This window comes from Cypionkella sinensis, from assembly GCF_042646385.1.
In the GTDB taxonomy this organism is placed as follows: domain Bacteria; phylum Pseudomonadota; class Alphaproteobacteria; order Rhodobacterales; family Rhodobacteraceae; genus Cypionkella; species Cypionkella sinensis.
In genome coordinates, this window is sequence record NZ_JBHRTO010000001.1 from 61259 (window position 1) to 75070 (window position 13812).

Below are 13812 nucleotides of genomic sequence, written 5' to 3' on the forward strand. Positions count from 1 at the left end.
CAAATTGAGTTGCGTGGCCGGGGTGGTGACACCCCGGCTTGTGGCTCAGATGCCCGCGTAGATCTCGGCGATGCGGGCGACGGCGGCTTCTGGCGACATTTCCTCGGAAACCCCGGTGCGGCGCGAGGTGAGTTCTACCACGCCATTGGCCAGCCCGCGCGGGCCGACGGTGATGCGCCACGGCAGGCCGATCAGGTCCATGGTGGCGAATTTCGCCCCGGCGCGTTCTTCGCGGTCATCGTAAAGCGCTTCCAGACCCTTGGCTTTCAGCGCCTTATAGAGCCCCTCGCAAGCGGCATCCGCAGCGGCGTCGCCTTGTTTCAGGTTGACGATGCCGACCGGGAACGGGGTGACGCCTTCGGGCCAGATGATGCCCTTGTCGTCGTGGCTGGCCTCAATGATCGCGCCCAGCAGGCGCGACACACCGATGCCGTGGCTGCCCATTTCCACCGGAACTTTCGATCCGTCCGCGGTGACGACGGTTGCGCCCATGGCTTCGGAATATTTGGTGCCGAAGTAGAAGATCTGCCCAACCTCGATACCACGCGCCACCTTGCGGCGTTCTTCCGGGATGGCGTCGAACAGGGCTTGGTCGTGGGTCTCGTCGGTGCGGGCGTAGAGGGTGGTGAATTCTTTGCAGACCGCCGCCACTTCTTCGCGGTTGTCGTAATCGACCTCACGGTTGCCGAGTTTCAGATCGGTGACGGCAGAGTCGAAGAACACCTCGGATTCGCCCGTCGAGGCCAGCACGAGGAATTCGTGGGTGTCGTCGCCGCCAATCGGGCCAGAGTCGGCGCGCATCGGGATCGCGGTCAGGCCCATGCGTTCATAGGTGCGCAGGTAGCTGACCATGTGGCGGTTGTATGCGTGCAGGGCGGCGGGTTTGTCGACGTCAAAGTTATAGCCGTCTTTCATCAAGAACTCACGCCCCCGCATCACCCCGAAACGCGGGCGCATCTCGTCGCGGAACTTCCACTGGATATGATAGAGTGTCAGCGGCAGGTCTTTGTAGCTGTTGACATGGGCGCGGAAGATGTCGGTGATCATCTCTTCATTGGTCGGGCCGTACAGCATCTCGCGATCTTGGCGGTCTTTGATGCGCAGCATTTCCTGGCCGTAGTCATCATAGCGGCCGGATTCACGCCACAGGTCGGCGGGTTGCAGGGTGGGCATCAGCAAAGGGATGTGACCGGCACGGACCTGTTCTTCATGCACGATCTGTTGGATGCGGTTCAGCACCCGTAGGCCAAGCGGCAGCCAGGAATAGATGCCCGCGGCCTGCTGTTTGATCATGCCCGCCCGCAGCATGTAGCGGTGCGAGACGATCTGCGCCTCGGCGGGGTTTTCCTTGAGAACAGGCATAAAGTAACGGGAAACGCGCATCGCGGCCTCTTGGCTTGGGGTTTGGGCTTTCCTAGCGGGTTGAGACTGGCCAAGCAAGCTGCGGGTTTAGCAGGGCCTTTTGGCGCGCGCCTGCGTGGTCCCAACTCGGGACCTTTTTAATGTGTTACAATTCAATGTGTTAGGGTGGTCGATTTAAGGATTTGTTAAGGATTGGCGCTGGGATGCCTAAACCGGCGGATCGCTAGGTAGCCCTTCGGCCAGCAAATCTTCGACGAAATGTGCGGCGAATTGGGCGCGGCCACTGACCCCGGCCTTGTTATAAATCGCCGACAGTTGCGCGCGCACGGTGCCGGGGGCGGCGTGGCGGGCGGCGGCTATTTCGGCGACGTCCAGCCCTTTCAGCGCGAGATAGGCCACGTCACGCTCGGCTTTGCTGAGTGCCCAAGTGTCGAACTGGCGCTGCACCACCTGATGCATCTCGCCGCTGGCCTTGGCGATGGTGGCCTGCTGATCTTCCTGATGGCTGAGGGTGCGGCGCAGTTCCACCGCGCCCAAGGCCACACCAAGGATCAGCGCCAGCGTCACCAGAATCTGCATCCAAAGCTGCGGCCCGACGCCATCTTCGCGCCATTCCGTCAGCGCATTGGCGACGAAAAACACCGCAGCCGAGGTTTGCAACAGTACCACCAGCGCCAGCACGGCGGGGCGGCCGCCTTTGCTGGGTTTCGTTCCGGTCTGAAAGGTCATCGGTCGGCTTTCCGGTTACTGCAGCTTGGTCTTGGTATCGGCTTTGGCGGCACGGCGTCCCACCAGCATCGCCGGAACCAGATTATGCCGGATTACCACGCTTTCCACGATCACGCCGCCGATATGCAGCGCCACCAAGAGAAGGATCAGGTTGGCGACAATCTCATGCGCGTCTTTGATCCAGCCATCGGCTTCGTCATCGTCGCCTGCCTCGGTGGTTTTCGCAAGCTGCGACCAGTCTCCGCTGTCGACAATCGCCTGCCGCTCGGCCACCGCAAAGGGGTTGGCGCCGGACATGCTGATGCCAGAGGCGACCATGAAAGCGATGCAGGCCCACAGCGCATAAGCCATCATCGCGCCCGCCGGATTGTGCGAGCGGTAGCTGGGCGGGTTGCCTTTGAGAAGCTGTTTCATATGGCGCAGGGCGCCTGCCGGATTGGGCGGAAACGCCGAAAACCGTGCCTCGGGATTGCCGATGATGCCCCAAGCCATGCGCAGAACCAACAGCACCAGCCCGCCCCAGCCAAACCAGACATGCAGCGGGCTGCCGCCTTTGGTAAAGACCTCGTTGGCTAGAATGACGATGACGATGCCCCAATGGCTGAGGCGCACGATGCGATCCCAAAGGATCGGGGGGCGGCTGCCCCCCATGTCCGTTTGTGCCATCAGTCGTTGCTTTCCTTGATGGTCAGAACCGCGCCGGTGGTCGGATCAATCGTCACGTCCATTTTCTTTGCGGTGGCGGCATCGGTGCAGACGGCTTCGATCTTGCCATCCTCTGCCTCGAACATTTCGACCGGGCAGCCGGCTTTTTCCAAAGCGGCTTTGGCGGCATCGGCGTTAGAGCCGACGATATCGCCAACAGCGGGCATCGCCGAGGCAGCAAACGGGGTGGCAAGCAGGGCAAGCGTCAGAAGCAAAGTGCGCGACATGGGTGTAATCCTTGGTAGTTGGCCCCAAAGGGTGCCGGGTTGAGTGGTCAGCCGATTGCGGCGGGTTGCTGCGTTCGGCTTCCCCTCAACTGGCTGGGATTTCAGCGGCTTGCTATTGGTCAGGGGTTGGGTTTTGCGGCTATAAGCAGGCGCTTATGGGACTTTTTGCCGCCGATCGGGGGCGTCAAGGCTGCGCAGCCAGGTGTAAAGCGCCATGGCGGGGCCAGATTCGGGCAGGGCATTGGCCGACAGCAAATGATAGCTGCTGCCATCGGGCACAAAGCCGAAGGGGGCAGCAAGCTGGCCGCTGGCAAGATCATCCTGCACCAGATGCCAAGGCCCGATGGCGATGCCAAGGCCCGCGACGGCGGCTTGCAGGCTGAAATAGAAATGCTCAAAGCTTTGGCCGGGCAGGTTGGGCAGCGGCTGATCGGCCACCGCACACCAGCGCGCCCAAGCCTCGGGGCGGGTTTTGCTGTGCAGGGGGGGAAGATCGCGCAGGCGGAACAGATGCTCGGGGCGGCAGACCGGGCCTGTGCGTTCATCGAACAGGTGGCTGGCGTGATACTGCGCGGGCCAGTCGAAATCATTGCGGCGGATGGCAAAATCTATGCCGGTGCCAAGGGTGACGGGACCGCCGCCCGCGACCAGATTGATGTGCAGCGTCGGATGGGCGGCGCGAAACGCCCCGATGCGCGGGATCAGCCAGCGCATCAGCAGGGTCGGCTCGCAAGACAGGGTGATCGGGCGATCCTGCCGCGCCAGATGGATGGCCTGTGCCGCAGCCTCAATCCCGCCCAGACCCAAGGCGACGGCGCGGGCGAAATCGCGACCGGCATCGGTCAGGAAAACGCGCCGATGCTGGCGGGTGAACAGCGGCGTGCCAAGGTCTTGTTCCAGCAGGCGCACGGCGCGGCTGATGGCGCTGTGGGTCAGGTTCAGCTTGGCGGCGGCTTGGCTGAAGCTTTCAAACTCGGCCGCGGCGCGAAAGCAGGCGATGGCGGGGAGGGAGCTGATGAGGTTGCGCATCTGTCAGAAAAACTCACGGATATGGTCAGAACTCATCGTTATGCGCGGGTGAGGGATTCGGCTATGGGAAAAGCCGGAACATATGGAAAGGGCATATCGTGGCGGAATGGGTGGCGGTGATTGTGATCACGGTGTTTGCAGTGATCAGTCCGGGGCCGGATTTTGCGATGGTGTCGCGCAACAGTCTGATGCTGTCGCGACGCGCGGGGGTTTTGACGGCTTGCGGCATTGGCGCGGGGGTGTTGGTGCATGTCAGCTATACGCTGCTGGGGCTGGGGTTGGTGATCGCACGCTCTCCGGCGCTGTTTGCGGCGTTGAAGCTGTTGGGGGCGGGGTATCTGATCTGGCTGGGCGTCAAAATGCTACTAGCCCAGCCGCAGGCCGAATCTGCGCAGGCGCCCACGCGGGTGCCGAGTGATTGGCAGGCGCTGCGGGTGGGGTTCTTGACCAATGCGCTGAACCCCAAGACCACGATTTTCATCGTCAGCCTGTTCATGCAGGTGGCGGGGCGGACGACGCCGCTGGCCACGCAGATGGCCTATGGCGGCTTTATCGCGCTGGCGCATGTGGTCTGGTTCAGTGCGGTGGCGCTGTTTTTCAGCGAGGGGCGCATCAAGGCGCAGATCCTGCGGGTGCGGCTGTGGATTGACCGGGTGTTCGGGGTGCTGCTGATCGGGTTCGGGTTCGGGTTCGGGCTCGCGTTGGCTTTGGCCAATCTGGACGGCTAAGACCGCCTGCCTCTTGCAACGCTGCCGCCCAAGGGCGATATGACGGACGAGTGAAAAAGGGGCGAACATATGGCACTTCCGGTCAGCGCACAGGTGAAATACTGGTGCATCGCCTTGTTGGTGCTGTTTGCGCTGCTGTTTCTGCTGGGCTCGGTCATCTTGCCGTTTCTGGTGGGCGGGGCGATGGCCTATTTCCTTGACCCGGTGGCAGATCGGTTGCAGCGCATGGGGCTAAGTCGGGTGGCTGCGACAACGGTGATCACGCTGGTCGGGCTTTTGGCGATGGTGTTGCTGGTGTTGTCGGTTATTCCGACGCTGATTTCACAGACCTCGGCGCTGATCAACGCGGCGCCCGAGATTGCCAAGCGGCTGCAAGGCTTCATGATCGAGAAGTTCCCGGAATTGACCGACAGCACCTCGACCATGCGGCAGACTTTGGCTGAGATTGGCAGTGCGATTCAGGCCAAGGGTGCATCTTTGGCGCAGGGCGTGCTGACCTCGGCGCTGAGCCTCATTTCGGCGGTGGTGTTCATCGTCGTGGTGCCGGTGGTGACGTTCTACATGCTGCTCGATTGGGATCACATGGTGGCGCGGATCGACGCACTTCTGCCGCGCGATCATGCGCCAACTGTGCGCAGGCTGGCGGGTGAGATCAACGAAGCGCTGTCGGCCTTTGTGCGCGGGCAGTTGACGGTCTGTCTGGCGTTGGGGGCCTATTATGCCACCGGGTTGATGCTGGTGGGCTTGCAGTTTGGCCTTGTGGTGGGCGCGATTGCCGGGGCGATCACCTTCATTCCCTACATCGGCGCGCTGGTGGGCGGGGCGTTGGCGATTGGTCTCGCGCTGTTCCAGTTCTGGGGCGATTGGCTGTCGATTGGCCTTGTGGCGGGGGTGTTTGCCGTCGGGCAGTTCCTGGAGGGCAATGTGCTGACGCCAAAGCTGGTCGGCAAATCGGTGGGGCTGCATCCCGTGTGGCTGATGTTTGCGCTGTCGGTGTTCGGGTCGTTGTTCGGCTTTGTCGGCATGCTGGTGGCGGTGCCGGTGGCGGCGGCGATGGGTGTGCTGATCCGGTTTGGCGTGTCGCAGTATCAGGCCAGCACGCTCTACAAGGGGGTCAGCGCCCCGCAACTGGTGCTGCCGCGCGATGAGGATATCCGGTGAGCCGTCAGCTTGCCTTTGATCTGCCGAGCGGTGAGGCGTTTCGGCGGGCGGATTTTTTCACCTCGCCTGCCAATGCGCAGGCTTTGGCGAGTATAGAGGCTTGGCAGCATTGGCCGGGTGGCAAGCTGGTGCTGGTCGGGCCAGAGGGGGCGGGCAAGACGCATCTGGCGCATATCTGGGCCGAGATCGCCGGGGCCGAGGTGATCGCGGCGCACCGCTTGCCGGAAACCGATCTGCATGATCTGGCGGAGGGCCCGGTGGCGGTGGAAAACGCCGATCAGATCGCGGGCGACCGCGAGGCCGAGGTGGCGCTGTTTCATCTGCACAACCTGCTGGACGGGCGCGGGCTGCTGGTTACAGCGGCGCATAGCCCGCGCGATTGGGGCGTGGCGCTGCCGGATCTTCTCAGCCGGATGCAGGCCGCATCGGTGGCACAACTCGACCCGCCCGATGACATGTTGCTGTCGGCGGTGCTGATCAAGCTGTTTGCCGACCGCCAGATCGCGGTGCCGCCAAACCTGATCCCTTATCTGGTCTCGCGCATGGACCGATCTATCGCGGCGGCGCGCGAATGGGTGAAGTTTCTGGATGCCCGCGCGCTGGCTTTGGGCCGTCCTGTCACCCGCGCCCTCGCCGCCGAGGTGCTGGACTTGGCCGAGGCACGGTGAGACAGTGTCACCAAGGCGTTACCATTGATCAGCATGAAGGCCCGATGACCCAATCTGACTTTCTCAAGACCCCGTTCCCCGCACCGATTGAGGTGCCCGAAGCAGAGATCACCGGCCCGCGTCGGTTTTTCAACCGCGAACTCAGTTGGTTGGCGTTCAACTGGCGCGTGCTGGATGAGGCATCGAACCCCGCCGTGCCGCTGTTGGAGCGGCTGCGGTTTTTGTCCATCTCGGCCACCAATCTGGATGAATTCTACACGGTGCGGGTGGCGGGGCTGCGGGCTTGGGTGCGGGCAAAGAACAAGACCCTGTCCGAGGATGGTCGCTCGGCTGCCGAACAGTTGACGCTGATCCACGCCAATGCGCGCCGGTTGATGCATACGCAGCAGGCGGTGTTCAACAAGCTGAAAAAGCTGATGGATGTGCAGGGCATCAGCTTGCTGACGCGCTCCAAGCTGACGGTGCGCGATCTGAAGTTTCTGGAAGATCACTTTCTGAACAAGGTGTTCCCGGTGCTGTCGCCCTTGGCGATTGATCCGGCGCATCCGTTTCCGTTCATCCCCAACACCGGGTTTTCGCTGGCCTTGCAGCTAGAGCGTGAGACTGATCATCGCAGTTTGCAGGCGCTGCTGCCGATCCCGCAGCAGATTGCGCGGTTTGTGCGGTTGCCCGACAAGGATGGCGAATACCGCTTTTTGCCGCTGGAAGAACTGCTGCTGATCCATCTGGATATGCTGTTTCCGGGCTATAAGGACCGTGGCCATTGCCTGTTCCGCGTGCTGCGCGACAGCGATCTTGAGGTCGAGGACGAGGCCGAAGATCTGGTGCGCGAGTTTGAAACCGCGCTGAAGCGGCGGCGTCGTGGTGAGGTGATCCGGCTGAAACTGTCGTCGGGTGCGCCGCCCGAGTTGCGCGCGCTGATCATGGAAGAACTGGGTGTGACGCCCGATGAGATGGTCGAGGTGCGCGGGCTTCTGGGCGTGGCCGATCTGAAGGAACTGGTGCTGCCGTCGCGCCCCGATCTGCTGTGGCCGCGCTTTACGCCACGGGTGCCGGAGCGGGTGCAGGATCATGGCGGCGATCTGTTTGCGGCGATCAAGCAGAAGGATATTCTGCTGCATCATCCTTACGAAACCTTTGATCTGGTGATCAATTTTCTGGAACAGGCGGCGCGTGACCCCAATGTGCTGGCGATCAAGCAGACGCTGTATCGCACATCCTGGGACAGCCCGATTGTGGCCGCGCTGTGTGAGGCCGCTGAGGCGAGCAAGTCGGTGACGGCGCTGGTCGAGTTGAAAGCCCGCTTTGATGAGGCCGCCAACATCCGGCAAAGTCGACGGCTGGAGCGGGCGGGCGCGCATGTGGTTTACGGCTTCATGAACTACAAGACCCACGCCAAGATCAGCACCGTAGTGCGGCGTGAGGGTGAAAATCTGGTGACATATACCCACTACGGCACCGGAAATTACCATCCGATTACTGCGAAAGTGTATACCGACCTCAGTTTCTTCACCTGCGATGCGGCGCTCGGGCGCGATGCGACGCGGGTGTTCAACTACCTTTCAGGCTATGTCGAACCGCAGGGCCTTGAAAACCTTGCAATCTCGCCCTTCACGCTGAAATCGCGCCTGCTGGAGATGATCGCCGCCGAGGCGGTGCATGCGCGCGAGGGGCGGCCTGCGGAGATCTGGGGAAAGGTCAATTCGCTGATCGACCCGGATGTGATTGATGCGTTTTATGCAGCCTCCAAGGCCGGGGTGAAGATCAGCCTTGTGGTGCGCGGGATTTGCGGCGTGCGGCCCGGTATCAAGGGCTTGTCCGAGAACATCCGGGTGAAATCCATCGTGGGCCGCTTCCTCGAACACAGCCGGATCATCTGCTTTGGCAATGGCCACGGGCTGCCATCGAAACAGGCGCGGGTGTTTATCTCTTCCGCCGACTGGATGGGGCGCAACCTGACGCGGCGGGTGGAGACTTTTGTGGAAATCCATAACCCCACTGTGCAGGCGCAAATTGTGGGGCAAATCATGGCCGCCAATCTGGCGGATGAGGCGCAATCCTGGGTGTTGCAGCCCGGTGGTGCCTACAAGCGCGAGCAGACAGCGGTGGACGGCGGCGCTTTCAACTGTCACCGTTTCTTCATGGAGAATCCCTCGCTGTCTGGCCGTGGCACGGCGGGCGCCAAGGATGTGCGTAACCTCGCCTGAACCCCGCGTGCTGTGACGGCGCGCGGTTGAATGATCTGAACGGAAATACCAATGACCGAAGACCACGACGACGACCACGGCCCGTTTGGCCGCCCTTTGTTTGACGACCCTTCGGCGCGCGCGCTCAGTCGCGTGGGGGTGGTCGATGTCGGATCAAACTCGGTGCGGATGGTGGTGTTTGATGGCGCGGCGCGCTCGCCTGCCTATTTCTACAACGAAAAGCTGATGTGCGGCTTGGGCAAGGGGCTGGCGGAAACCGGGCGGCTGAACCCGGAAGGGCGCAGGCGGGCGCTGGTGGCGTTGAAGCGATTTTCGTTGCTGGCGAAGGGCATGGGCATTGAAACCCTGACCGTGGTGGCGACGGCTGCGGCGCGTGAGGCCAGCGACGGCCCGGCGTTTCAGGCCGAGGTGCTGGCGCAGACCGGGTTGAAGATCTGGGTGGTGGACGGCGACGAGGAAGCGCGGCTGTCGGCGCAGGGCGTGCTGTTGGGCTGGCCGGATGCCAAGGGCATTGTCTGCGACATCGGTGGCAACTCGATGGAACTGGCGAAGATCGGCGGCGGCAGCGTCGGACAACGGGTTTCCACCCCGCTCGGCCCGTTCCGGCTGCAACAGGTCGCCGATACGCCGAAGAAACGCGCAGCACACATCGACCGCATTCTGAAGGACTGTCAGGCAAAGCTGAATTCGGAAGGCGAGCGGATTTATCTGGTCGGCGGATCGTGGCGGGTGATCGCCCGGCTGGATATGGAGCGGCGCGGCTATCCTCTGACGGTTCTGCACGAATATCGTATGCTTCCCAAAGACTTGCTGGAAACGCTGGATTGGATTGCTGCCAGCGACTTGAACCAGTTGCGCAGCAAGACCGGCACCTCGGTAGAGCGGATGGAGCTGGTGCCGCTGGCCTGCGAGGTGATGCGCGAGCTGATCAAGATGCTGAAACCATCGGAAATTGACGTCTCGGCTTACGGTATCCGCGAGGGACTGCTGTTTGAACAAATGCCCGAAAAACTACGCGCGCGCGATCCGCTGATCGAAGCGGCGCGGATGGCGGAAAAGATTTCGGCGCGGATACCGGGATTTGGCAAGAAGCTGTATGAATTCCTGCTGCCGCTGTTCCCGACGGTCAGCGAGGAGCGGATGCGGCTGATCAAGGCGGCGTGCCTGCTGCATGACACCACCTGGCGGGCGCACCCGGATTATCGGGCAGAGGCGTGTTTTGACAATGCCACCCGCGCCAATCTGGGCGGCTTGGATCATCCGGGCCGGGTGTTTCTGGGGCTGGCCCTGCTGCACCGCTACAAGAACAGCCGATCAGGCTCGCGGATGGAGCCGCTGTTCAAGCTGCTGAGCGATCAGGAACTGCTGGATGCCGAAGTGTTGGGCAAGGCGCTGCGGTTTGGCGCGATGTTCTCGGTGGGCGATCCGCGCCGCGCGGGGCGGTTGGTCTGGCAACCCGAGACGCGGCTGCTGGAATTGCAACTGACCGAAGAGGGGCGCGGGCTGTTCGGCGAAGTGGCCGAAGCGCGGTTCAATTCTCTGGCGCAATCCTTGAAGGCGCAGACGACACTGGGGGTGCTGGATGCTGCTGCGGTTTGATCATCTGGCGGTCTCGGCGCGTGATTTGGCCGAGGGCGTTGCGGTTGTGGAACAAGCGCTGGGCGTGGCGCTGGCGGGGGGCGGTCAACATCCCCATATGGCCACCCATAACCGGCTGTTGGGGCTGGGCGATCTTTATCTTGAGGTGATCGCGGCAGACCCGGCGCAGCAGGCACCCAAATGGCCGCGATGGTTCGATTTAGACAATTTTGAAGGCGCCCCAAGGCTGACAAACTGGGTTGCATGTTGTGATAGTATAAGCGCTGCGGTGGCCGCCAGCCCGGCTGGCGTGGGGATTCCGGTGGCTTTGCAGCGTGGCGATTACCGTTGGCAGATGGCGGTGCCTGCCGATGGCAAGCTGCCGTTTGACGGCTGTTTTCCGGCGCTGATCGAATGGGCGGGCACCCTGCATCCGGCGCGGGCTTTGCCGGAAAGCGATGTGCGCTTGCAGCGGCTCGAGGTGGCGCATCCGCAGGCGAAGGCGCTGACTGCAGCATTGGCGGGGATTTTTGACGATGCCCGCGTGGTGATCGTGCCGGGGGCGGTCAAGGCGATGCGGGCGACGTTCATCACGCCACACGGGCTGCGCGTGCTGGAATGATCCGGGCGGCGCGGCCTGAGGATACCGCAGAACTGGCGGCTTTGTGGAACCCTTGGATCACCGAAACGGCGATCACCTTTGCTTCTGCGGCAAAGACTGAGGCCGATATTCAGGCGATGATCGCGGCGCGGGATTGCTTTCTGGTTTACGTGAAGAATGGTCTGCAAGGCTTTGCGACATATGCACAATTCCGGGGTGGCAATGGCTATGCCACCTGCATGGAACACACGATCATCCTGTCGCCGACTGCACGCGGCATGGGTGCGGGGCGGGCCTTGATGGCCGCGGTGGAGACCCATGCCAAGGCTGCCGGGGCGCATCAGATGATTGGTGGGATTTCGGGCGAAAATCCTGACGCCCGCGCGTTTCATGCCGCCCTCGGCTATCAAGAAATTGCGATCATCCGCGAAGCCGGCTTTAAGTTTGGCCGTTTTATGGATCTTGTGCTGATGCAGAAATTCCTGTCCTGACAGGATCATCCGAAACCGCTAAGCTGCCCTCATGTCGATCTGGACCCGCATCACCGAAGCCATTGCCGCACTCGCCTCGGGCGAGGGTTTGGCGGCTGTGTTTGACCGTCTGCGCGGCGGTGCTGTGCCGGAACGCTCGGTCGGCTTTACCATCGCGGTGATCGCTTTGGGCGCGAAGATGGCCAAGGCGGATGGGCAAGTCACCAAGGACGAGGTGGCGACGTTTCGGCGGATTTTCCAGATCTCGCAAGCCGAGGAAGCTAATGCTGCACATGTGTACAACCTCGCGCGGCAGGATGTGGCGGGGTTTGACTCTTACGCCCGCAAGGTCGCGGCTTTGTTCAATAAACCGGGATTGCCGCTTTGTGCCGATGACCGCAATGTGCTGATCGACATTCTGGAAGGGCTGTTTCAAATCGCGATGGCAGACGGCGAATATCACCCGGCAGAGGACCAGTTTCTGCGCGAGGTGGCGCAGATTTTTGGCCTCGATGATCGCTGTTTCCGGGTGCTGCGCGGTCGGTTCGTCGACGGTGCACCGCGAGACCCCTATGATGTGTTGGGCATTTCGCAGCAGGCGAGCCTTGAGGATGCGCGCAGTGCATGGCGGGCGGCGGTGAAAGACAGCCACCCCGATGTGATGATCGCGCGCGGGGTTCCCGCCGAGGCGGTGCAACTGGCAACGCGGCGGCTGATTGCGATCAATGCGGCTTGGGATGAGATTCAGGCCAAGGTCGCCGCATGACCGAACCGCTGCGGTCCGAACATTTACGACTGGCCAGCTATAACGTCGAATGGTTCAACGCCTTGTTCGATGATCGCGGGCATCTGCTGGAAGACCGCGAGTTATCGGCGCGGTATAAAATCACGCGCGGCCAACAGCTTGCGGCCTTGGGCATCGTGTTCACTGCTTTGGATGCTGATGGGGTGATGATCATCGAGGCCCCGGATACCAACAGTCGCAGATCGACCGTGACGGCGCTGGAGCAGTTTGCGGCCGCTTATGGGTTACGGGCACGGCGGGCGGTGATGGGGTTTGTGTCGGAGACCGAGCAGGAAATCGCGTTTCTCTATGACCCGGATAAGCTGACGGTGCGGCATGATCCGAAGGGTGATCCGGCGCCGAGCCACGGTGCGCCGGGGGCACCGCGGTTTGACAGTCAGTTGCGGCTGGATTTCAACGGCGACGGGGTGGAGGATCTGGTGCGGTTCTCAAAACCGCCGCTGGAACTGGCGGTGACGACGGCGCAAGGCCATGATTTGCGGCTGATCGGGGTGCATGCCAAATCGAAAGCGCCGCATGGCGCGGGCGATGATGCCGCGTTCAAGCGGATTTCCATCGAGAACCGCCGCAAGCAGTTGGCGGAATGTCTGTGGCTGCGTGCCCGGATTGACCGGCAGCTAGAGGCGGGCGACAGCCTGATCGTGATGGGCGATTTCAACGATGGTCCGGGGTTGGACGAATATGAAAAGCTGTTCGGGCATTCCGGGGTGGAGGTGGTTTTGGGGCAGGGCGGACAGGCGCGGATGTATGATCCGCATGCGGTGATGGCGCTGACCCAGACCAATGCGCTGGCCCCCAGCTCGGCGCGGTTCTGGCTGGCACCGCAACAGCGCTATTTTGAGGCTCTGTTGGATTTCATCATGGTCTCGGGCGATCTGGCCGCGCGCAAGCCAGCGTGGCGGATCTGGCATCCGTTCAACGATCCGGGGGTTCTGGCGGTGCCGGAACTGGCGGATGCGCTGCTTTTCGCCTCTGACCACTTTCCGGTGACGATTGATCTGGCATTGTGATTTGAATTGTTACGCAAGGCGCGCATAGTCGGCGCATGAAACATCTGATCCTTGCCCTTATGCTGTTGCCCATGCCTGCCTTGGCGCAAACCCCGCCGTCGGATGCCGACAAGGGGCTGAGCCTGATGCAGCAGGGGGCAGAGTTGCTCTTCAATCACATGCTGGGGCAGGTCGAACCCAGCTTGCAGGATATGGCGCAGGCGCTGAAAGAGGCGCAGCCGAAGTTGATGGAAATTCTGGGCATGATGGATGATCTTTCAAATTACCACGCGCCGGAGAAGCTGCCGAATGGCGATATCATCCTGCGGCGGAAGACTCCGGCAGAGTTGAAGCTGGAGGCTTTGCCGGGGATGCAGACCGATCTTTAGGGGTGGCTGTCGTGATGTTTGTCGAAGGCCGTTGCCTTCGACATGCGACGAAAGTGTCTGCTGAACCGCCGGGCCCCAAAGGCCCGGCCAGCGCCCGACCCGCCGATGGCGGGCGCTTCTCGCCCGCCGGGTCGGGCACTGGCCTCTCGGGCTCTGGCTGAACC

General features: G+C 62.1%; 15 protein-coding genes. 10 read left to right on the top strand and 5 right to left on the bottom strand.

Features of this window, described 5'->3' with window-relative positions:
• Positions 1 to 45 precede the first annotated feature (45 nt).
• From proS to ACFOGH_RS00320, 5 genes are all read right to left on the bottom strand, one after another.
• Positions 46 to 1383, bottom strand: coding sequence for a proline--tRNA ligase (gene proS, locus ACFOGH_RS00300; protein WP_380071065.1), 1338 nt, complete (start codon positions 1381 to 1383; stop codon positions 46 to 48).
• Between the two features lie 186 nt (positions 1384 to 1569).
• Complete coding sequence (locus ACFOGH_RS00305) at positions 1570 to 2091, bottom strand: helix-turn-helix transcriptional regulator (RefSeq protein ID WP_380071066.1); 522 nt, start codon at positions 2089 to 2091, stop codon at positions 1570 to 1572.
• 15 nt (positions 2092 to 2106) lie between these two features.
• On the bottom strand, positions 2107 to 2757 hold the full coding sequence (locus ACFOGH_RS00310; RefSeq protein ID WP_380071067.1) for a cytochrome b/b6 domain-containing protein: 651 nt from the start codon (positions 2755 to 2757) through the stop codon (positions 2107 to 2109).
• A complete protein-coding gene (locus tag ACFOGH_RS00315) occupies positions 2757 to 3023 on the bottom strand; it encodes a PepSY domain-containing protein (RefSeq protein ID WP_380071068.1) in 267 nt (88 codons plus the stop codon). The genes ACFOGH_RS00310 and ACFOGH_RS00315 overlap by 1 nt, the downstream gene beginning before the upstream one ends.
• Before the next feature lie 153 nt (positions 3024 to 3176).
• Positions 3177 to 4052: a LysR family transcriptional regulator gene (locus ACFOGH_RS00320; RefSeq protein ID WP_380071069.1), complete on the bottom strand. Its 876-nt coding sequence runs from the start codon at positions 4050 to 4052 to the stop codon at positions 3177 to 3179.
• A gap of 98 nt (positions 4053 to 4150) precedes the next feature.
• On the opposite strand from ACFOGH_RS00320, the gene ACFOGH_RS00325 reads away from it, so the two are divergent.
• The 10 genes from ACFOGH_RS00325 to ACFOGH_RS00370 all read left to right on the top strand — a co-directional run bounded on the left by ACFOGH_RS00325 (position 4151) and on the right by ACFOGH_RS00370 (position 13648).
• Complete coding sequence (locus ACFOGH_RS00325) at positions 4151 to 4780, top strand: LysE family transporter (RefSeq protein WP_380071070.1); 630 nt, start codon at positions 4151 to 4153, stop codon at positions 4778 to 4780.
• Between the two features lie 69 nt (positions 4781 to 4849).
• Positions 4850 to 5941, top strand: a complete 1092-nt coding sequence (locus ACFOGH_RS00330; RefSeq protein WP_380071071.1) for an AI-2E family transporter — start codon at positions 4850 to 4852, stop codon at positions 5939 to 5941.
• Positions 5938 to 6609 (top strand): chromosomal replication initiator DnaA, encoded by a 672-nt coding sequence (locus ACFOGH_RS00335; protein ID WP_380071072.1) that lies wholly within the window; start codon positions 5938 to 5940, stop codon positions 6607 to 6609. The genes ACFOGH_RS00330 and ACFOGH_RS00335 overlap by 4 nt, the downstream gene beginning before the upstream one ends.
• A gap of 44 nt (positions 6610 to 6653) precedes the next feature.
• A complete protein-coding gene (locus tag ACFOGH_RS00340; RefSeq protein ID WP_380071073.1) occupies positions 6654 to 8816 on the top strand; it encodes an RNA degradosome polyphosphate kinase in 2163 nt (720 codons plus the stop codon).
• 51 nt (positions 8817 to 8867) lie between these two features.
• The gene (locus tag ACFOGH_RS00345; RefSeq protein ID WP_380071074.1) at positions 8868 to 10415 is read left to right on the top strand and encodes a Ppx/GppA family phosphatase; all 1548 of its coding nucleotides are present in this window, start codon (positions 8868 to 8870) and stop codon (positions 10413 to 10415) included.
• Positions 10402 to 11016, top strand: a complete 615-nt coding sequence (locus tag ACFOGH_RS00350; RefSeq protein ID WP_380073934.1) for a VOC family protein — start codon at positions 10402 to 10404, stop codon at positions 11014 to 11016. The genes ACFOGH_RS00345 and ACFOGH_RS00350 overlap by 14 nt, the downstream gene beginning before the upstream one ends.
• Complete coding sequence (locus ACFOGH_RS00355) at positions 11013 to 11486, top strand: GNAT family N-acetyltransferase (RefSeq protein WP_380071075.1); 474 nt, start codon at positions 11013 to 11015, stop codon at positions 11484 to 11486. Before ACFOGH_RS00350 ends, ACFOGH_RS00355 begins: the two co-directional genes overlap by 4 nt.
• 31 nt (positions 11487 to 11517) lie before the next feature.
• Complete coding sequence (locus ACFOGH_RS00360; protein ID WP_380071076.1) at positions 11518 to 12231, top strand: TerB family tellurite resistance protein; 714 nt, start codon at positions 11518 to 11520, stop codon at positions 12229 to 12231.
• A complete protein-coding gene (locus ACFOGH_RS00365) occupies positions 12228 to 13280 on the top strand; it encodes an endonuclease/exonuclease/phosphatase family protein (RefSeq protein ID WP_380071077.1) in 1053 nt (350 codons plus the stop codon). The genes ACFOGH_RS00360 and ACFOGH_RS00365 overlap by 4 nt, the downstream gene beginning before the upstream one ends.
• A 35-nt stretch (positions 13281 to 13315) precedes the next feature.
• On the top strand, positions 13316 to 13648 hold the full coding sequence (locus ACFOGH_RS00370; protein WP_380071078.1) for an AAA+ family ATPase: 333 nt from the start codon (positions 13316 to 13318) through the stop codon (positions 13646 to 13648).
• The last annotated feature ends 164 nt before the right edge of the window (positions 13649 to 13812 follow it).

What these genes read in the sequence shown, in the direction of transcription:
- proS (WP_380071065.1), bottom strand. Translation starts at nt 1,383, where the DNA reads ATGCGCGTTTCCCGTTACTTTATGCCTGTTCTCAAGGAAAACCCCGCC.
- ACFOGH_RS00305 (WP_380071066.1), bottom strand. Translation starts at nt 2,091, where the DNA reads ATGACCTTTCAGACCGGAACGAAACCCAGCAAAGGCGGCCGCCCCGCC.
- ACFOGH_RS00310 (WP_380071067.1), bottom strand. Translation starts at nt 2,757, where the DNA reads ATGGCACAAACGGACATGGGGGGCAGCCGCCCCCCGATCCTTTGGGAT.
- ACFOGH_RS00315 (WP_380071068.1), bottom strand. Translation starts at nt 3,023, where the DNA reads ATGTCGCGCACTTTGCTTCTGACGCTTGCCCTGCTTGCCACCCCGTTT.
- ACFOGH_RS00320 (WP_380071069.1), bottom strand. Translation starts at nt 4,052, where the DNA reads ATGCGCAACCTCATCAGCTCCCTCCCCGCCATCGCCTGCTTTCGCGCC.
- ACFOGH_RS00330 (WP_380071071.1), top strand. Translation starts at nt 4,850, where the DNA reads ATGGCACTTCCGGTCAGCGCACAGGTGAAATACTGGTGCATCGCCTTG.
- ACFOGH_RS00340 (WP_380071073.1), top strand. Translation starts at nt 6,654, where the DNA reads ATGACCCAATCTGACTTTCTCAAGACCCCGTTCCCCGCACCGATTGAG.
- ACFOGH_RS00345 (WP_380071074.1), top strand. Translation starts at nt 8,868, where the DNA reads ATGACCGAAGACCACGACGACGACCACGGCCCGTTTGGCCGCCCTTTG.
- ACFOGH_RS00355 (WP_380071075.1), top strand. Translation starts at nt 11,013, where the DNA reads ATGATCCGGGCGGCGCGGCCTGAGGATACCGCAGAACTGGCGGCTTTG.
- ACFOGH_RS00360 (WP_380071076.1), top strand. Translation starts at nt 11,518, where the DNA reads ATGTCGATCTGGACCCGCATCACCGAAGCCATTGCCGCACTCGCCTCG.
- ACFOGH_RS00365 (WP_380071077.1), top strand. Translation starts at nt 12,228, where the DNA reads ATGACCGAACCGCTGCGGTCCGAACATTTACGACTGGCCAGCTATAAC.
- ACFOGH_RS00370 (WP_380071078.1), top strand. Translation starts at nt 13,316, where the DNA reads ATGAAACATCTGATCCTTGCCCTTATGCTGTTGCCCATGCCTGCCTTG.